The 17,041-nt window shown below is 70.5% G+C and carries 17 protein-coding genes; 8 read left to right on the top strand and 9 right to left on the bottom strand.

From position 1 onward, the window contains the following. Positions 1-27: 27 nt before the first annotated feature. From D0D28_RS12695 to D0D28_RS12685, 3 genes are read right to left on the bottom strand one after another with little or no spacing between them, the layout of a single operon-like run. On the bottom strand, positions 28-693 hold the full coding sequence (locus D0D28_RS12695; RefSeq protein WP_094008636.1) for a GntR family transcriptional regulator: 666 nt from the start codon (positions 691-693) through the stop codon (positions 28-30). Between the two features lie 3 nt (positions 694-696). Next, complete coding sequence (locus D0D28_RS12690) at positions 697-1,413, bottom strand: maleate cis-trans isomerase family protein (protein ID WP_094008637.1); 717 nt, start codon at positions 1,411-1,413, stop codon at positions 697-699. A gap of 42 nt (positions 1,414-1,455) precedes the next feature. Next, positions 1,456-2,196: a maleate cis-trans isomerase family protein gene (locus tag D0D28_RS12685; protein WP_116110709.1), complete on the bottom strand. Its 741-nt coding sequence runs from the start codon at positions 2,194-2,196 to the stop codon at positions 1,456-1,458. Between the two features lie 99 nt (positions 2,197-2,295). On the opposite strand from D0D28_RS12685, the gene D0D28_RS12680 reads away from it, so the two are divergent. The 3 genes from D0D28_RS12680 to D0D28_RS12670 all read left to right on the top strand — a co-directional run bounded on the left by D0D28_RS12680 (position 2,296) and on the right by D0D28_RS12670 (position 6,054). Continuing rightward, positions 2,296-3,282 carry a D-2-hydroxyacid dehydrogenase gene (locus tag D0D28_RS12680; protein WP_116110739.1) on the top strand — a complete coding sequence of 329 codons (987 nt, stop codon included), beginning with the start codon at positions 2,296-2,298 and terminating at the stop codon, positions 3,280-3,282. A 9-nt stretch (positions 3,283-3,291) separates the two neighbouring features. Further along, on the top strand, positions 3,292-4,683 hold the full coding sequence (locus D0D28_RS12675; protein WP_116110708.1) for an amidase: 1,392 nt from the start codon (positions 3,292-3,294) through the stop codon (positions 4,681-4,683). Positions 4,684-5,079: 396 nt separating this feature from the next. Beyond that, positions 5,080-6,054 carry an aldo/keto reductase gene (locus tag D0D28_RS12670; protein ID WP_116110707.1) on the top strand — a complete coding sequence of 325 codons (975 nt, stop codon included), beginning with the start codon at positions 5,080-5,082 and terminating at the stop codon, positions 6,052-6,054. Between the two features lie 38 nt (positions 6,055-6,092). On the opposite strand, the gene D0D28_RS12665 is transcribed toward D0D28_RS12670, so the two are convergent. After that, positions 6,093-7,457, bottom strand: coding sequence for a WS/DGAT/MGAT family O-acyltransferase (locus tag D0D28_RS12665; protein WP_116110706.1), 1,365 nt, complete (start codon positions 7,455-7,457; stop codon positions 6,093-6,095). 95 nt (positions 7,458-7,552) lie between these two features. Here D0D28_RS12665 and D0D28_RS12660 point away from each other — a divergent pair, with 95 nt between their 5' ends. After that, on the top strand, positions 7,553-8,554 hold the full coding sequence (locus D0D28_RS12660) for a glutathione S-transferase family protein (RefSeq protein WP_094008642.1): 1,002 nt from the start codon (positions 7,553-7,555) through the stop codon (positions 8,552-8,554). Between the two features lie 22 nt (positions 8,555-8,576). Beyond that, positions 8,577-10,220 carry a thiamine pyrophosphate-binding protein gene (locus D0D28_RS12655; RefSeq protein ID WP_116110705.1) on the top strand — a complete coding sequence of 548 codons (1,644 nt, stop codon included), beginning with the start codon at positions 8,577-8,579 and terminating at the stop codon, positions 10,218-10,220. Positions 10,221-10,743: 523 nt separating this feature from the next. On the opposite strand, the gene D0D28_RS12650 is transcribed toward D0D28_RS12655, so the two are convergent. Both D0D28_RS12650 and D0D28_RS12645 read right to left on the bottom strand, forming a co-directional pair. Continuing rightward, complete coding sequence (locus tag D0D28_RS12650; RefSeq protein WP_162831049.1) at positions 10,744-11,715, bottom strand: zinc-binding dehydrogenase; 972 nt, start codon at positions 11,713-11,715, stop codon at positions 10,744-10,746. A gap of 146 nt (positions 11,716-11,861) precedes the next feature. After that, positions 11,862-12,479: a flavodoxin family protein gene (locus D0D28_RS12645; protein ID WP_116110703.1), complete on the bottom strand. Its 618-nt coding sequence runs from the start codon at positions 12,477-12,479 to the stop codon at positions 11,862-11,864. A 104-nt stretch (positions 12,480-12,583) separates the two neighbouring features. Here D0D28_RS12645 and D0D28_RS12640 point away from each other — a divergent pair, with 104 nt between their 5' ends. After that, positions 12,584-12,775 carry a DUF2795 domain-containing protein gene (locus tag D0D28_RS12640; RefSeq protein ID WP_094006047.1) on the top strand — a complete coding sequence of 64 codons (192 nt, stop codon included), beginning with the start codon at positions 12,584-12,586 and terminating at the stop codon, positions 12,773-12,775. A 54-nt stretch (positions 12,776-12,829) separates the two neighbouring features. Here the strand turns inward: D0D28_RS12640 and D0D28_RS12635 are convergent, their stop codons facing one another. Next, complete coding sequence (locus tag D0D28_RS12635) at positions 12,830-14,212, bottom strand: MFS transporter (protein WP_116110702.1); 1,383 nt, start codon at positions 14,210-14,212, stop codon at positions 12,830-12,832. A gap of 82 nt (positions 14,213-14,294) precedes the next feature. On the opposite strand from D0D28_RS12635, the gene D0D28_RS12630 reads away from it, so the two are divergent. Next, positions 14,295-14,978 carry a TetR/AcrR family transcriptional regulator C-terminal domain-containing protein gene (locus D0D28_RS12630; protein WP_158224440.1) on the top strand — a complete coding sequence of 228 codons (684 nt, stop codon included), beginning with the start codon at positions 14,295-14,297 and terminating at the stop codon, positions 14,976-14,978. Positions 14,979-15,010: 32 nt separating this feature from the next. Here the strand turns inward: D0D28_RS12630 and D0D28_RS12625 are convergent, their stop codons facing one another. Beyond that, the gene (locus tag D0D28_RS12625; RefSeq protein ID WP_094006050.1) at positions 15,011-15,841 is read right to left on the bottom strand and encodes an alpha/beta fold hydrolase; all 831 of its coding nucleotides are present in this window, start codon (positions 15,839-15,841) and stop codon (positions 15,011-15,013) included. Positions 15,842-15,929: 88 nt separating this feature from the next. Here D0D28_RS12625 and D0D28_RS12620 point away from each other — a divergent pair, with 88 nt between their 5' ends. After that, positions 15,930-16,139 (top strand): hypothetical protein, encoded by a 210-nt coding sequence (locus D0D28_RS12620; protein ID WP_116110701.1) that lies wholly within the window; start codon positions 15,930-15,932, stop codon positions 16,137-16,139. A 56-nt stretch (positions 16,140-16,195) separates the two neighbouring features. Here the strand turns inward: D0D28_RS12620 and D0D28_RS12615 are convergent, their stop codons facing one another. Next, positions 16,196-16,981, bottom strand: coding sequence for an SDR family NAD(P)-dependent oxidoreductase (locus tag D0D28_RS12615; protein WP_094006057.1), 786 nt, complete (start codon positions 16,979-16,981; stop codon positions 16,196-16,198). Positions 16,982-17,041: the final 60 nt, after the last annotated feature.

The following is a 17,041-nucleotide window of genomic DNA, read 5'->3' as shown; positions in this document are numbered from 1 at the left end:
GGTGGCTTTCCGTTACGGCGGCACGAATCAGGCGTGCAGGCTCGTGCCCGGGGCGAGGCGTCGCACCGCGTCCTCCATGTGCGCCTCCAGCAGCGACACCGCCAGCTCCTCGTCGCCGGCGCCGATCGCCTCCGCGATGCGCTTGTGCTCGGTCACCCGCTCCTCGTTCGTCGCGTAGGTGCGGTGCAGTGCGGACAGGCACATCCGCGTCTCGATCAGCAGCGTGCGCGCCATCCGGCCGAGCCGCTTGGACCCCGACGCCGCCACCAGCTCTTCGTGGAACCGGACGTCCGCCGCCGAGACCTCGTCCCCGTCGGTGGCCGATGCCATGTCCTCGACCGCGTCCATCAGCCGGACGGCCAGGCCCTCGCGATCACCGTGCCGCAGCACCCGGATCAGCGCCGCCCGCTCGATCGCGAACCGCGCCGAGTAGATGTCGTGCACGTCCTCCGGTTCGAGGTCGATCACGAACAGCCCGCGGTGCCGCTCGCTGCGCAGCAGGCCCTCCGACACCAGCCGCTGCATGGCCTCGCGCAGCGGGCCGCGGGACACCTGGAACCGGCCGGCCAGCTCGGTCTCCCCGAGCTGCGTGCCCGGCGCGAACGTGCCGTTCATGATCGCCTCGCGGAGCTGCCGCGCGATGATCGCCGCGGTCGACTCCCGGCTCACCGGTTCGATGTCGGTCAGGGCCATCGTTCACCTGCCTTCTGCGAACAGTCTGCCCAGCTGCTCGCACCGGGGCACCTGGCCGGTCAGCCGGAGCCCTTCCCAGATCGTCACCTGGTTCGCGGTGAGCACCGGCTTGCCCAGCCGCTCCTCGATCGCGCCCAGCACACCCAGCGTGCGCATCGCCGTGTCCGGGACCAGGACGGCGTCGGCCGCCGGGTGATCATGCGCCACCGCCAGTTCGACGACGGCCTCGGGGCTCAGCCGGCCCACCTCGGCGGCCGTGTCGATGTCCTCGCTCGACATCGCGACGACCTCGATCCCGCCCGCGCCGAGGAACTCGACGAACAGCTTCGCCACGTCGTCCGGGTAGCTCGCGGCCACCGACACCCGCGTCAGCCCGAGCGCCTGCGCGGCCCGCACGAACGCGAAGGACGTGCTCGACGCCGGCTTGCCCGCGGCCGCCGACAGCTTCTCCACCTGCTCGTGCGCGCCCTGCCAGCGGTAGACGAAGCTGCCGCTGGTGCAGGCCCACACCACCGCGTCCGGCTCGTGCTTGGCGAGCAGCGCGGCGCCCTCGGCCAACCGCGTCTCGCTGCCCAGGTCGAGCAGCTCGGGCACGGCGTGCAGGTCGGTGCCGTAGATGTGCTCGACCGGCAGCGAGATCCGGTAGCCCAGCAGCCGCTCGGCGAACGGGTAGTCGTCCTCCGCGGCGTGGTCCGGGTAGATGAAGCCGACGGTCGCCATGCACAAACCTCCAGTATTGTCGACAATCCTACGGTAGCGGGTTCAGGACACTTCGCGCAGCCACTTGCCGGGTCCGACGATCGGCAGCTCCATGCGTCTCAGGCAGGCCCACATCGTCAGCTGGTTCGCGGTCAGCACGGGCTTGCCCAGGGCCACCTCCAGCGGTTCGATCACGTCGTACGTCGGGAGGTTCGTGCAGCTCACGAAGATCGCCTCGGCGTCCGGGTGGTCGGCGCCCAGGATCCGCTCGGCGATCGTGCGGTAGCTGACCTTCCAGATCCCGCCGCCGAGCCCGAGGTGGTCGCTGGAGACGGTGTCCACGTTCAGCTCGGCGAGGAAGTCGTGCAGGCTCTGCGTCAGGTCCGCGTCGTACGGGGTGATGACCGCGACGCGGTGGACGTCCAGCAGGTGCAGCACCTCGGCCAGCGCGCCCGACGTGGTGACCGAGTCCGGGGCGCCGGCGTCGCAGATCGCCTTGCATAACGACCGCTCGTAGTCGAGGCCGTTGACGAAGCTGCCCGACGTGCACAGGTAGGCGACCACCTCCGGCTCGACGTGCAGGACGTCGCGGGTCGCGGCGGCCAGGTGCTGGTGGTTGCTGACCAGCTGCGCCATCTCCATGCTGACCGGCACCGGCTCGTACGGGGTGCGGGCGAGGTGCAGCGACACCTCCATCGGGATCCAGCGCCAGAGCTCGCGCTCGAGGGCCAGGTCGAAGGGTGCGATGACTCCGATGCCTCGCTGCGCCAGTGGCCCGTCGAAGACAGGGAAGTCGAAATCCAAGGCTCAGCCTCCGGGACGTTCTGAAGGAAGCCTCCGGGGTGGCTCCTCGGATTGTTGACAATCATACGACCGGCTCTTACCGTGTCAACGGTGATCGGCATGGAGAAACCGGTGCTGGCGGTGCTGTGCGGTGACGACCAGGCCCGGAACCTCACCGAATCGCCAGCCATGCAGCCCATCGAATCCGCGGCCGTGGTGCGTTACACCGGCGAGGCCGGCCTGGCCGACGCGCTGCGGGACGCCGACGCCCTGTTCGTCTACGACTTCCTCTCCCGTGCGGTGCCCGACGCGTGGCACGCCGCGAACCGGCTGCGGTGGCTGCACATCGCCAGCGCGGGGGTCGACCCGGTGATGTTCCCCGGGATGCGGGACAGCGACGTCGTGCTCACCAACTCGCGGGGCGTCTTCGACGATTCGATCGCCGAGTACGTGCTGGGGGTGATCCTCACCTTCGCCAAGGACCTGCACACCTCGCTCGACCTGCAGCGCGCGAGCCGCTGGCAGCACCGCGAGACCGAGCGGATCGCCGGGCGGTCGGTGCTGGTCGTGGGCACCGGGCCGATCGGCAGGGCGATCGCGCGGATGCTGCGCGCGGTCGGGATGCGCGTCGCGGGTGCCGGACGGCGGGCGCGCTCGGGAGACCCCGACTTCGGCGACGTGCACGCCTCCGGCCGGCTGGTGGACCACCTGCCCGGGTACGACTACGTCGCCGCCGTGGCGCCGCTGACCGAGCAGACGAAGGGCCTGTTCGACGCGGCCGCGTTCGCCGCGATGAAGCCGTCCGCGCGGTTCGTCAACGTCGGCCGGGGTGAGCTGGTCGTCACCGCTGACCTGGTCGAGGCGCTGCGGACCGGCGGGATCGCCGGTGCCGCGCCGGACGTGTTCGACACCGAGCCGCTGCCGGTGGACAGTCCGCTGTGGACGATGCGGAACGTGCTGGTCTCGCCGCACATGTCCGGTGACTTCATCGGGTGGCGGGACACGCTGGTCGAGGTGTTCGCGGACAACTTCCACCGCTGGCAGACTGGCGCCCCTCTTCGTAATGTCGTGGACAAGCAGCTGGGGTACGTGCCGTCCGATCGGTGAGGAGTTCCGATGACCCTGTTGACGGCGAGTGAGCTGGTCGCCGCGTATTCGACCGGCGAGATCAGCCCGGTCGAAGCGACCGAGGCCGCGCTGCGCTCGATCGAGGAGCGGGACAGGGAGTGCAACGCGTTCTGCCTGGTCGACCCGGAGGTGGCCCGCGAGGGCGCCAAGGCGTCGGAGGCGCGGTGGCGCGAGGGCAATCCGATCGGCTCGCTGGACGGGGTGCCGACCTCGATCAAGGACATGTTCCTGACCCAGGGCTGGCCGACCCTGCGCGGTTCGACGTGCATCGATCCGGACCAGCCGTGGGACGTGGACAGCCCGGTCACCGCGCGGCTGCGGGAGAACGGGCTGGTCCTGCTCGGCAAGACGACCACGCCGGAGCTGGCGTGGAAGGGCGTGACCGACAACCCGCTGACCGGCGTGACCCGCAACCCGTGGAACCCGGCGAAGACCCCCGGCGGGTCGAGTGGCGCCAGCGGCGCGGCGGTGGCGGCCGGGATGGGTGAGCTGTCGGTGGGCACCGACGGTGGCGGGTCGGTGCGGATCCCGGCGTCGTTCTGCGGGATCGTCGGGCTGAAGCCGACATACGGTCGTATCCCGTTGTGGCCGGCGAGCCCGTTCGGGGCGTTGTCGCACGCCGGGCCGATGGCGCGGTCGGTGTCGGACGTGGCGTTGTTGCTGGACGTGCTCGCGTTGCCGGACCACCGGGACCCGAACGCGCTGGAGCCGCCGGCGGGCGCGTACCGGGAGGCGGTGCGGCGGGACGTGCGGGGGTTGTTCGCGGCTTTCTCGCCGACGCTGGGGTGGGCTTCGGTGGATCCGGAGGTGCGGCGGATCGTCACGTCGGCGGTCGCGACGCTGGACGAGGCCGGGTTGCGGGTCGAGGAGACGGACCCGGGCTTCGCCGACCCGCGGGAGGCGTTCGACGTGCTCTGGTCGACCGGCGCGGCGCAGTGGCTGGACACGTTCCCGCCCGGTTCCGAGGCGAAGGTGGACCCGGGCCTGCGGCGGGTGTGGGAGCAGGGGAAGACGTACTCGGCGGCGGACTACCTGGCGGCCAACGCGGAGCGGGCGTCGCTGGGAATCCTGATGGGCGAGTTCCACAGCCGGTTCGACGTGCTGATCACCCCGACGGTCGCGATCCCGCCCTTCGAGGCGGGTTTCGAGGTGCCGCCGGGGAGCGGGATGAGCGGCTGGCCGGACTGGACGCCGTTCACGTACCCGTTCAACATGACCCAACAACCGGCGATCAGCGTACCGGCGGGTTTCACGGCGGACGGGCTGCCGGTGGGGTTGCAGATCGTGGGGCCGCGGCACTCGGATGATCTGGTACTTGCGGTCGCGCGGCTGGTCGAGGAGGTTCGCCCGTGGCCGACGGATCGGCCGGCGGGGCGTTGAGGTTTGCCGCGTGGGCTGGCTTGGTGCTCCGGGGTGGGGCGTCTGTTGCTGCTTCGCGGTGAGGTGGGCGTTGCTGCTTCGGGATGAGGGGGGCCGATCCTTCGCGGTGTGTTGGCGGGTGTTCCAGTCGGTGTCGAGTGAACGGACCACCGACGAGAAGCCCACTCTGGCACGCCACTAACAACCCGATGAGACGTGCACCTCGCGCGGCGATGAATGCTCCATTCACCGCCGCGTGAGGTGGGTGCTTCGGCCGGCTTGGGGAGGGCCTGCGTGAGTGGGAACCTCGCTGGGTGATGAACGGTCCCGTCATCCACCCACCGCCGCCACCCGCTCCACAAAGGACCTCCCCCGCTCCGCGATGCGGCTTCGTTCGCCGTGTGTTGTGCTGGACCCATGCGGAGAACGACTTTGGGCAAGAGCGGACTCGACGTCTCCCGGATCGCCTTCGGGACCTGGCAGCTCGGCGGCGACTGGGGCTCCTTCGACGAGGACGCGGCCGTCCAGGCCATCCAGCACGCCCGCGAGCTGGGCGTCAACTTCTTCGACACCGCCCAGGCGTACGGCTTCGGCAAGTCGGAAGCCCTCCTCGGCCGTGCCCTGCGCGACGAGCTGAAGCGCGACCGCGACAACCTGGTCATCGCCACCAAGGGCGGCATCAACCCGGGCAGCGACCGGCCCCGCGACGCCCGCCGCGACTGGCTGCGCAAGGGCGTCGAGGAAAGCCTGCGCCACCTCGCCCTCGACCACATCGACCTGTACCAGGTCCACTGGCCCGACCCGGACACCCCGGCCGACGAAACCGCCTCGGCCCTGCAGGAACTCGTCGACCAGGGCAAGATCCGCCACGTCGGCGTGTCCAACTACGACACCGAACAACTGGCCGCGTTCGACCGCACCCGCCCGGTCGAGACCCTGCAGCCGCCCTACCACCTGTTCCGCCGAGCCATCGAGGACGACCCGCTCCCGTACTGCCGCGAACACAACATCGGCGTCCTCGTCTACAGCCCGCTCGGCAGCGGCCTCCTCACCGGCGCCCTCACGCCGCACACCACGTTCGAGCCCGGCGACTGGCGCGCCAAGTCCGGTGCGTTCCAGGGCGCGAACCTCCAGAAGAACCTCGAGGTCGTCGAGCAGCTGAAGAACCTCGCGGCCGAGAAGGGCGCCACCGTCAGCCAGCTCGCCATCGCGTGGACCCTGCACCAGCCGGGCGTCCACGTGGCGATCGTCGGCGCGCGGCGGGCCCGCAACATCGAGGACAGCGTCGCCGCGGCGGACCTCGACCTCACCCGTGACGACCTCGCCCGCATCGAGGAGATCACCTCGCGCGGCGTCCAGGTCGAGGGCGCCAGCCCGGAGGGCGTCGCCTGACGCGAGAGGCGGGGGCCGGCCCACGGCCCCCGCCACCGTCAGCGCGCGGCGAACTCCAGTTCCTCCAGCGCGGTGTCCAGGTGCGTCAGGATCCGCTGCAGGTGCGGCACCGACCGGCGGCAACCGGTGATCCCGAAATCCAGGTTGTCCCCGTTGTTGGTCAGCGTGATGTTGAGCGCCTGCCCGTCCAGCAGCACCGACGCCGGGTAGATGCCGTCGAGCTTCGCGCCGTTCCAGTACATCTGCTTGCGCGGCCCGGGCACGTTCGAGATCACCAGGTTGAACGGCGGTCGCGTGTTGGTCACGACCCCGGGCACCGGCGAAATGCCCAGCTGCGCCACGTTGATGCCGGACAGCAGCAGCGCCTGCAGCGGCGTCAGCTCCTTGAAGATCCGCTTCGCCTCGCGCATCGACTGGTGGATCGTCATCAGCCGCGACGCCGGATCCGGCTTGTCCGTGCCGAGGTTGCACAGCACCGCGCCGATCTGGTTGCCCGCCGCCTCACCGGTGTCGGTCGGCTTGCGCATCGACACCGGCACCATCGCGATCAGCGGCGCGTACGGCAGCGCGCGCTGTTCGATGAGGTAGTCCCGCAGCGCGCCGGAGCACATCGCGAGCACCACGTCGTTGCGGGAGGTCCCGGTGGCGGTGGCGATCGCGCGCACCCGCTTGAGCGGCCACGACTGCGCGGCGAACCGGCGTGCGCCGCCGATCGGGACGTTGAAGATCGTCTTCGGGGCCTGCATCGGCAGCAGCAGCGTGTGCTCGCGGAACGCCTCCCGCGCCACCTTCGCCGCCGCCGGCGCGATTCCCGCGATCTGCTTCAGCGAGCCGGTGCCCATGCGCAGCAGTGACCGTGCGTTACGCGGCGGCTTGCCGCGCGGCATCTGACGCGAGCCCCACGGCGGCGGGCAGCTGCGGTCGTCCGGATCGTCGGACAACGTGCCCTGCAGGTGCCGCAGCGCCGAAACGCCGTCCATCAGCGCGTGGTGCACCTTGCTGTACATCGCGAACCGGCCGTCCTGCAGGCCTTCGACCAGGTGGATCTCCCACAGCGGACGGTGCCGGTCGAGCAGCGTGCTGTGCCAGCGCGAGGTCAGCTCCAGCAACTCGCGGACCCGGCCCGGATACGGCAGCGCGGAATGCCGGAAGTGGTAGTCGAGGTCGAGATCGTCGTCGCGCGCCCAGGCCGCGTAACCGAGCGTGTTCACCGGGCGGGCCACCCGCTGCCGGAACAGCGGGCGGACGTCGGTGTTCTTGACCAGGTCCTCACGCAGGCTGCGCAGATAGGTGTGGTCGGCGCCGTCGGGGGTCTGGAACAGCTGCAGGCCACCGACGTGCATCGGGTGCTCGCGGCTTTCCACCAGCAGGAACATCGAGTCGGTGAAGGGCATCAACGGCATCGGTGACCACCTCTCCGGTCCGGGGCGCTTGCGTGCCCAGGGTCATGGAGTCTACGCGCACTGCTACGGCCCGGAGCACAATCTACGCTGAGGGAATGACCATCCCGACGGACCCGGAAAGGGGCGAGTTCAAGCGATCGCCGAACCGCTTCACGGCACGGATCACGGCCGACGGCGCGGATGGCTGGCCCGTCGAGGCGGGCCGCTACCGGCTGGTCGTCAGCCGCGCGTGCCCGTGGGCCAGCCGCGCACTGATCGTGCGCCGGTTGATGGGACTGGAGGAAGCGCTGTCCGTCGCGATCGCCGACCCGATCCAGGACGAGCGCAGCTGGCGGTTCACGCTCGACCCCGGTGGGCGCGATCCCGTGCTGGGCATCGAGTTCCTCGGCGAGGCCTACCGCGCCGCCGACCCGGACTACGACGGCGGTATCAGCGTGCCGGCGATCGTGGACATCCCCAGCGGCAAGCTGGTGACCAACGACTACCCGCAGATCACGCTCGACCTGGACACCGAGTGGGTCGCCCACTACCGCGACGGCGCGCCCGATCTGTACCCGGAGAAGCTGCGCGACGAGATCGACGAGATCAACCGCGCGGTGCACCGGGACGTCAACGCCGCCGTGTACGAGGCGGGCTTCGCCACGAAGCAGCCCGCCTACGACGACGCCTACCGGCGGCTGTTCGCCCGGCTCGACGAGCTGTCGGACCGGTTGTCGCGGCAGCGTTATCTGGTCGGGGACACGATCACCGAGGCCGACATCCGGCTGTTCACCACCCTCGTCCGGTTCGACCCGGTCTACCACGGGCACTTCAAGTGCAACCGGCACAAGCTGACCGAGATGCCGGTGTTGTGGGCGTATGCGCGGGATCTGTTCACCACCCCCGGTTTCGGCGACACCGTGGACTTCGACCACATCAAGCGGCACTATTACCAGGTGCACGAGCAGGTCAACCCGACGCGGATCGTGCCCGGTGGTCCGGACCTTTCCGCGTGGGCCGAGCCGCACGGGCGCGCCGACCTGGGCGGACGGCCGTTCGGCGACGGCACACCACCGGGGCCACCGCCCCAGGACGAGGTCGTGCCCCCGCAGTGGTGACGGGGTGCCATACTCTGACGGCGTGACGAAGACCGGCGCCCAGCACCTCGTGGACGCGCTGCTCGAGCTCGGGGCCGAGGTCGCGTTCGGTCTTCCGGGCGTGCACAACCTGCCGATCTGGGAGGCGCTGGCCGACAGCCCGCTCCGGCTGATCGGCGTCCGGCACGAACAGACCGCCGGGTACGCCGCGGACGGGTTCGCGCGGGCGACCGGCAAGCTCGGCGTCGCGATCGTGACGACCGGGCCGGGCGCGGCGAACACGATCGCCGCGGTCGGGGAGGCGATGGCCTCGGGTTCGCCGGTGCTGGTGATCGCCACCGACATCCCGGCGGGACTGCGGCGGCCCGGCATGGTGCGCGGTGTGCTGCACGAGACCAGCGACCAGGCCGCGCTGTTCGCGCCGGTCACCAAGGCGGCGGTCACCGTCGAGACACCCGAGGACCTGGCGCCCACGGTCCTGCGCGCCGCCCGGCTGGCGATGCGGCCGCAGAGCGGTCCGGTGTACGTCGGGATCCCCACGGATTTCCTGCGGCACAACGGTTCCCGCGGCGCCGACCCGGAGCCGACGGACGCTTTCCCGGCGCTGGCACTGGCGGATCTGGACGCTGCCCGGCGCATGCTGGCGATGGCGTCGAGGCCGCTGATCTGGGCCGGTGGCGGCGCGGTGCGAGCCGAGGCCGGCGCCGTGATCGGGCAGCTGGCGGAGAAGCTCGCCGCGCCGGTGCTGGCCGCGTTCGCCGCGCGCGGGTTGCTGCCGCCGGCGCACCCTTGTGCCGCGCCGACCCCCGTGCACGCCCCGGAGGTGGGCGCGCTGTGGGACGAGGCCGACGTGGTGCTCGGCATCGGCACGGATTTCGACGGCCTGATGACGCAGAACTGGCTGATGCCCAAGCCGCCGAAGCTCATCGTGATCAACGTCGACCCCAAGGACGCGGCCAAGAACTACCCGCCCGACATCACCCTGGTCGGCGACGCACGAGACGTGGTGCCCCAGTTGCTGCAGGGCCTGCCGGCGCGGCCCGGGCTGGCGGAGCTGACCGAGCGACTGCAGCGGGTGTCGGACCAGGTGCGCCGTCGGATCCGCAGCGAGGAGCCGCAGGCCGCGGATTTCCTGCGCACGCTGGAAGAGACCCTGCCCGACCGCGCGATGCTGGTGGCTGACATGTGCATCGCCGGCTACTGGGCGGGCGGGTTCCACCGCGTGGCGGCGCCGCACCGGTTCGCCTACCCCATGGGCTGGGGCACGCTCGGGTTCGGCTTCCCGGCCGCGCTGGGTGCGGCGGCCACCGGGGCGGGCCGGGTGGTGTGCATCAGCGGCGACGGCGGGTTCCTGTACGGGTGCGGCGATCTGGCCACGCTGGCGCAGGAGTCGCTGCCGGTGACGGTCATCATCGTCGACGACGGTGGTTACGGCATGCTGCGGTTCGACCAGGACCGGGAGGGCCTGCCGCACCGCGGGGTCAACCTGCACACGCCGGACTTCGTCGGTCTGGCGCGGTCGTTCGGCGTGGACGCCGGCCGGGTGGAGGGTTTCGGCCGTGCGTTCCGGCGGTTGCTGGGGGAGTTCGTGCGCAGTGATGAGCCGAATGTGTTGGTGGTGCGGGCGTCGTTGAAGCCACCGGTGAATACGTCGCCGCGGTGGTATCGGGCGATGCGGTCGCGGTGAGGGTGGTTGCTGGGCCCGGTTGGTCGTGGATCCGGGCTGCCGCGGTCCGCCACCTTTCCGGTGGTCTGGTTGTTCTCCGTTGGGTGTGGGCGTTGGCGGTTGCTGGGGGAGTTCGTGCGCAGTGATGAGCCGAATGTGTTGGTGGTGCGGGCGTCGTTGAAGCCACCGGTGAATACGTCGCCGCGGTGGTATCGGGCGATGCGGTCGCGGTGAGGGTGGTTGCTGGGCCCGGTTGGTCGTGGATCCGGGCTGCCGGGGACCGCCACCTTTCCGGTGGTCTGGTTGTTCTCCGTTGGGTGTGGGCGTTGGCGGTTGCTGGGGGAGTTCGTGCGCAGTGATGAGCCGAATGTGCTGGTGGTGCGGGCGTCGTTGAAGCCACCGGTGAATACGTCGCCGCGGTGGTATCGGGCGATGCGGTCGCGGTGAGGGTCGCCGGGCCCCGCTGGTCGTGGATCCGGGCAGGCGGAAGCAATCTCGCCACCGGGGCCATCGGTGGAGGTGGTTTCGTGCGGTGCGTGTCCGGTCAGGCATTGCGGACCACCACCTTGCCGGTGGCCTGGTTGTTCTCCATGTAGGTGTGGGCCTCGACGATCTCGTCCAGCCGGAAGACCCGGTCGAGGTTCGGCTGGTACACGCCGCGCGCCACGCCGTCGACGATGGCCTGTAGTGCCTCGCCGCCGGATTTGCCCTGGATGTCGTTGCTCTGGAACGCCGTCAGCTTCGTGCCGGAGGGGATCACGGCCGTCGGCTGGAAGTCCGGGATCGACCACTCGCCGCTCAGCATGCCGGTGACGCACACCGTTCCGCCGCGCGCGGCGAGCCGCAGCGAGTCCGCCACCGTCGGCGCTCCGATCAGGTCCAGCACGTAGTCCGGGCCCTCCGGGCACAGTGCGCGAACACCGGCGGCGATGTCCCCGCCGTCCACCACGACGTGTGACGCCCCGGCCTTCTCCAGTGCCGCCACCTTCTCCCGGTTGCGCGTGGTCGCGATCGTCACCAGCCCGCGCTCCCGCGCCAGCGACAACATCGCCATCCCCACCGACGACGTGCCACCGCGGACCAACAGGCTCTGCCCCGGCGAAGTCGCGCCGAACGTGGCCAGCGATCCCCACGCCGTCAGGTAGGTCTCCGGCAGCGCGGCGAAGACGTCCCACGGCAGATCGGTCTCCACCGGGATCAGCAGATCCTCCGGCAGCAGCGCGTATTCCGCGTACCCGCCATCGAACTCCCGGCCCATCTCGCCCATCACCGCGGCCACCGTGGTTCCCGGCGCCAGCCGCACGGAGTCCACGACGACGCCGACGCACTCGATGCCCAGGACCCGCGGGAACCGCACGTTCGGCGAAAGCCCCTGCCGGGTCATCAGCTCCGACCGGTTCAGCCCGAACCCCTCGACCCGCACCAGGGCCCAGCCGTCCCGCACCTCGGGCGTGGGAATCTCCCGTACCCGCAACACCTCCGGTCCGCCCGGACCGTCCACCACGACTGCTCGCATGTTCGTCCCCCTTCAGACAACGCCACGTTAATCAGGGGGTCCGACAATTCCGGGGGCGTCACGAACGGCGTTCACCCGAGCGGCGTAACGCGCGAGCTGCGTCACGGACTATTCGTCCCGTTTGGACGGTGTGGGGAGAGCGGCCGTCAGTCTTCGCCGCGGGAGATCTCCGCCGGGATCGGACGCTCGCGCAGGGCGACGGCCACCGCGTAGAGGTTCTTCGCCATCAGGCCGGCCACCTGGTGGACGTACTGGTGGCCGTGGTCGGTGTCGCTGTAGCTCGGGCCCGGTCCGGGACCCATGTTCCAGTACACCCAGGCCTGGCCGGGGATGGTGAAGCCGATGTCGCCGAGCGCGCCGTTGATCTCGCTGATGACGTGGTGCGCGCCGTCCTCGTTACCGGTCACGACCACGCCCGCGACGCGATTGTATGCAACCGGTGTACCGTCCTCGCCCGTCTCGGACAGCATCGCGTCCATGCGCTCGATCGCGCGCTGCGCGAGGGACGAGGGGTGCCCGACCCAGGTCGGCGAGGCCATGATGAGGATCTCCGAGCGCAGGATCTCCTCGCGGATGCGGGGCCACTCGTCGCCGTCGCCCATGTCGCTGCTGACGCCGGGCTTGATGTCGTGGTCGACCAGGCGGATGCTCCGGACGTCGGTGCCCAGCTCACGCAGGCCGGCGGCCACGACCTCGGCCAGCGCGTCGGTGTTCGACGGCTCCGGCGAGGGCTTCAACGTGCAGTTCAGGATGGTCGCGCGCATGGGACGGGCTTCCCGTCCGGTCGATCCGCGAAACAGGACGACTGACGGCCCGGCGTGTGGGTAGCCCCCGGGGCGAACGAACCACCAGAGGAAGGAGTTCGACCGTGTCGGCCCCGAATCCGATTCAGATGCAGAAGTTCCTGTCGGGCGTGGACTACCCGTGCACGCGCGACGCGCTGGTCGACCACGCGCAGAGCCAGGGTGCGCCGGACGACGTGCTGGACCACCTGCGGCAGTTGCCGGACCGCGAGTACGACGGCCCGAACGCCGTGAGTGCGGAGTTCTCCAAGACCTGACGCCGGACGTGTCGATGCGGCGCCGTGCACACCCGCGGCGCCGCACTGCCGCTCTCATGCCGCGCGCGGCCGCCGGAGCAGGGCCGCGGTGGTGGCGGCTCCGGCCAGCGCGACCGCGGCGCCGAGGGTGATGAGGTGGTCGAGACCGTCGGCGAAGGCGGTGGCCGGGAAGGCACCCAGCACCGCGCCGTACACCGCGACCCCGAGGGCGAACCCGAGCTGGAGCGCGGTGTTGTTGACACCGGCGGCGACGCCGATCCGCCTCGGCGGCACGTCGACCGCCAGCGAGCCGAGCGCGGGAAGTGCGACGCCGCAACCGAACCCGGCGACGATCATGCCGGCGACCAGGTGTGCCGACCCGGTGTCCCGTGTGATCCCCAGCATGAGCAGCAAACCGAGGCCGATGAGCCCGAGTGCGCCGCCGACGCCGAGCCACGGCGGGATGCGCTCCAGAACCGCCCCGACGACCGCTCCGGCGACCATGATCGGGGCCACGACGGGCAGGAACGCCAGGCCCGTCTCGACGACGCTGTAGCCCAGCTGATCCGTGAAGTAGACGGAGAAGTAGACGAACAGGGCGAACACGCTGCCCTGGACCGCGAAGGGCCCGATCTGGGTGCCCACGAACCGGCGGCTGCCGAACAGGCTCAGGTCGAGCATCGGGTGGGCATGCCGGTGCTCGACGGCGAGGAACACCGCCAGGCTGACGGCGGCGACCGTGAGGCAGATCAGCACCTCCGGGTCGGCCCAGCCCCGTTCACCGGCGTGCAGCAGGGCGTAGACCAGCGAGACCAGCGAGACGGCCCACAGCACGGGTCCGCGGACGTCGATCCGGCGTCCCCGGGCGAGTTCTTCCACGCTCGGCAAGCGGATCCAGCCGATGACCACGGCGGCGAGCGCGACCGGCAGGTTGAGGAAGAAGATCCACCGCCAGCCCAGCCCTTCGGTCAGCAGGCCCCCGGCAACGGGACCGAGCACGACGGCGACGCCGGCGGCCGTGCCGCGGACCGCGAAGGCCGTGCCGCGTGCCGCGCCCGTGTAGCACTGCCCGATCAGGGCGAGCGTGGTCGCGAAGATGACCGCGCCGGCCAGTCCCTGCGTGACGCGCGCGGCGACGAGGACCCCGACCGTGGGCGCGAGTCCGCAGGCCAGTGACGCCACGGCGAAAGCGGTCACCGAGAGCAGGAACAGCCTGCGCCGCCCGTAGCGGTCCGCGAGCGCTCCCGCGGTGAGCTGCACGGCGGCCATGGCGATCGTGTACGCGTTCACCACCCATTGCAGGTCACCGAGCCCGCCGTCCAGGTCCCGGCCCATCGCCGGGAGGGCGACCGTCACCACGGTCGCGTCCAGCATGAGCATGAACACCGCGAGCACGATCCCGGCCAGCGGCAGCCAGTCAACCCGCCCGTCCGTCCGTTCCGCTTGTCGTTCCACCACGAGACCCTCCCTATCGCCGATAGGGACTATCTATCACTGATAGACGTGGTCTTGCAATGGTAGGCTCCGGCGAGGAGGGATGATGACCGCGCAGGGTTGGCACTATCCGTGGCCGGAGCACGCCACCGGTGAGGGACGTCTGGACCGGGCCGGGATAGTCCGGGCAGCGCTGGAACTCCTGGACACCGACGGCGTGGAGCAGTTCAGCACGCGCAAGCTGGCGGCCCGGCTGGGGATCAAGTCACCGTCGCTGTACTGGCACGTGAAGGGCAAGGAGGAGCTGTTCGCGCTCGTCGTCGACCACGTGGTGGGCGAATGCCGGTTGCCGTCCCGCCGGGCTGGGTGGCGCCAGCAGCTCGAGGACATCGGCCACGGGCTGCGCAGCGCCCTGGTCACGCATCCGGCGGCCCCGCGGCTGCTGTTGGGTCAGCCGCTGTTCGGCCCGAACGGGCTGCGGCTCGCCGACCACGTCATCGGCGCGCTGCGCGACCACGGCTTCGGCGACCGGCTCGCGAGCCACGGCTACATCGTCTTCCTCAACTACGTCGTCGGCTTCGCCATCCAGGAGACCGCGTTCGGCAAGGGGCCCGGTGGGCGCGAGCGGCTGGACCAGGTGGACGCGTTTTTGGCCGGTTTGCCCGCGGACCAGTACCCGGACCTGGTGGCGGTGGCGGGCGAACTCACCGCCGGGCGGTTCACGTCCCGGTTCGACCTCGGGCTCGGCGCCATCCTGGACCGGCTGGACACCGAGCGGGAAGCCGGCTGACCACGCTGTTCGCCCCGGGGCGGGTGGACCGGTCAGAAGGCGTTCAGGTGCTCCAGCAGCAACGCCGTCAGCACCTCGGGCACCTCCTCCGGGATCCAGTGCGTCACGTCCTCCAGCATCTGGAACGAGTACGGCCCGGTGACCCAGTTCTCGGTCTCCAGGGCGGGCGTCGAGCCGAACGCGACGTCCTCCGTGCTCCACACGTACAGCGTCGGCACCGACACCTTCTCGATGGTGGCCCTCGGGCGGCTCGCGCGGTACCAGTTCAGCGCCGCGGTCAGGGCGCCCGGCTCGGACAGCCGCCGGATGTACTCGTCGACGCGGCTCGGTGGCACCTTCCACTCGAACATCCGCCGCAACGCCTCGGCGTTGTTGGCCAGCATCTGGCGTTCCGTGGAACTCGACCGCCAGTCCCGCATGTACTGCGACCGCATCTGCTGGTCCTCGTCCGTGCGCATGGCGTGGCTCAACGCCCCGGGGTGCGGCGTCGACACCGCCGTCAGCGTCCGCAGGCGCTCCGGGTGCTCCGACGCCGTCCACCACGCCACCGCGCCGCCCCAGTCGTGGCCCACCAGGTCGAACCGGGACCACTCCAGCGCCCCGGCGATCGCCAGGACGTCCCCCACCAGCTCGTCCACGCCGTACTCGGCCGCCTGCTCCGGCCGCACCCCGGGCGAGTAACCGCGCTGGTCCGGCGCCACCGCGCGGAAACCCCGGTCGCCCAGCACCGCGACCTGGTACTCCCACGAGATCGCCGCCTCCGGGAAACCGTGCAGCAGCAGCACGGGCCTGCCGTCGGCCGGCCCGGCCGCGATCGCGTCGAACGTGCCGTTCGCGGTCGGGATGCTCAGGTAATCCATCACGCCCGAAACCCTACGACCCGCCACCGACAATCCCGCCGCACATCCCGTGCGTCGACCTCAAGTTTGCTGGAGTTTCTACCGTCGGCTCATGATCGAGGAGTACCCCGACGTGGAACTGGCCGCCCAGCCGATCGGCGCGGGCAGCGGTGAGGCGTACCGGCGCCGGGCGAGTGGACGCGCAACGCGCGGGTCCACGAGCGGACGCACCAGGGGTGACCCCGCCGACTTCGTGACCACCGTCAACGTCTTGCGCCGCATGGTGGCGAGCCTCGGTGGCGACGGGAACCTGCCGGACTAGGTGCCGGAGGCCACGCACAGCATCGGGCGGACGGCTGGATGGGAGACGTCGGCGCGTCACACGGACTTGATCGCGCCCCCGTCGATGAGGTGGTCCGCCCCGGTGGTGCTGCCCGCGAGCGGTGAAGCGAGGTACGCAACAAGGTCGGCGACCTCCGCGGGATTCACGAGCCTGCCGGTGACCATCCCCATGGTCGCGGGGAGGTTGTCCATCAGTTGCTCCCGGCTCAGGCCCAGGGATTCGGCGAGCTCAGCTCCATAGCCGTCCGGGGATTCCCACATGTGGGTCCGGACCGGGCCGGGTGAGACGGTGTTGACGCGCACTCCTCGCGGGCCGAACTCTTCCGCTACCGCCTTCCCGAAGGCGGTGAGCGCAGCTTTGGCGGTGGTATAGGTGATCGGACCGGCATGCGGGATTCGCGCACCGTTGGAGGAGATGTTGACGATCGCGCCGCGGCTCTTCGAAAGATGAGGGAGCGCGGCCCGCGTGGTGCGGACTGCCGCCAGGAAGTTCAAGTCGAACGCGCTGCTCCACTGCTCATCGGTGAAGGTGAGGAACCCGCCGGTCTGGCCACCGCCGTCACCGCCCCCGACGTTGTTGACCAGCACGTCGAGCCGCCCAAGCTCGGCCTCTGCCCGTTCGATGAGCTGAGCAGGGCCGTCGGGGGTGGACAGGTCGACGGACATGCTGAGCGCCCCTGTGGCCTGGAGCTCGGGTGTGATGGTCCGTGCTGCTGCCAGCACCCGCATTCCTTCGCGGAGCAAGGCCGAAACCGTGGCCAATCCGATTCCTCGGCTTGCGCCGGTCACGACAGCGACCTTGCCGTCCAGCTGCAAATCCATGAGGTCCTCCACGTTCGATTGACGTCATCAGTGATGCGACTAGGCTAGTACATGCAACAC

It is taken from the genome of Amycolatopsis ruanii, from assembly GCF_003385175.1.
GTDB classification, from domain to species: Bacteria; Actinomycetota; Actinomycetes; order Mycobacteriales; family Pseudonocardiaceae; genus Amycolatopsis_E; species Amycolatopsis_E thermalba.
This window is presented reverse-complemented; position numbering and strand designations above follow the sequence as displayed.

Excerpts from the sequence above, each read along its gene's own strand:
- D0D28_RS12620 (WP_116110701.1), top strand. The coding sequence starts at position 15,930 with ATGATCGAGGAGTACCCCGACGTGGAACTGGCCGCCCAGCCGATCGGC.
- D0D28_RS12630 (WP_158224440.1), top strand. The coding sequence starts at position 14,295 with ATGACCGCGCAGGGTTGGCACTATCCGTGGCCGGAGCACGCCACCGGT.
- D0D28_RS12695 (WP_094008636.1), bottom strand. The coding sequence starts at position 693 with ATGGCCCTGACCGACATCGAACCGGTGAGCCGGGAGTCGACCGCGGCG.
- D0D28_RS12665 (WP_116110706.1), bottom strand. The coding sequence starts at position 7,457 with ATGCCGTTGATGCCCTTCACCGACTCGATGTTCCTGCTGGTGGAAAGC.
- D0D28_RS12645 (WP_116110703.1), bottom strand. The coding sequence starts at position 12,479 with ATGCGCGCGACCATCCTGAACTGCACGTTGAAGCCCTCGCCGGAGCCG.
- D0D28_RS12670 (WP_116110707.1), top strand. The coding sequence starts at position 5,080 with ATGCGGAGAACGACTTTGGGCAAGAGCGGACTCGACGTCTCCCGGATC.
- D0D28_RS12660 (WP_094008642.1), top strand. The coding sequence starts at position 7,553 with ATGACCATCCCGACGGACCCGGAAAGGGGCGAGTTCAAGCGATCGCCG.
- D0D28_RS12690 (WP_094008637.1), bottom strand. The coding sequence starts at position 1,413 with ATGGCGACCGTCGGCTTCATCTACCCGGACCACGCCGCGGAGGACGAC.
- D0D28_RS12615 (WP_094006057.1), bottom strand. The coding sequence starts at position 16,981 with ATGGATTTGCAGCTGGACGGCAAGGTCGCTGTCGTGACCGGCGCAAGC.
- D0D28_RS12675 (WP_116110708.1), top strand. The coding sequence starts at position 3,292 with ATGACCCTGTTGACGGCGAGTGAGCTGGTCGCCGCGTATTCGACCGGC.
- D0D28_RS12680 (WP_116110739.1), top strand. The coding sequence starts at position 2,296 with ATGGAGAAACCGGTGCTGGCGGTGCTGTGCGGTGACGACCAGGCCCGG.
- D0D28_RS12650 (WP_162831049.1), bottom strand. The coding sequence starts at position 11,715 with ATGCGAGCAGTCGTGGTGGACGGTCCGGGCGGACCGGAGGTGTTGCGG.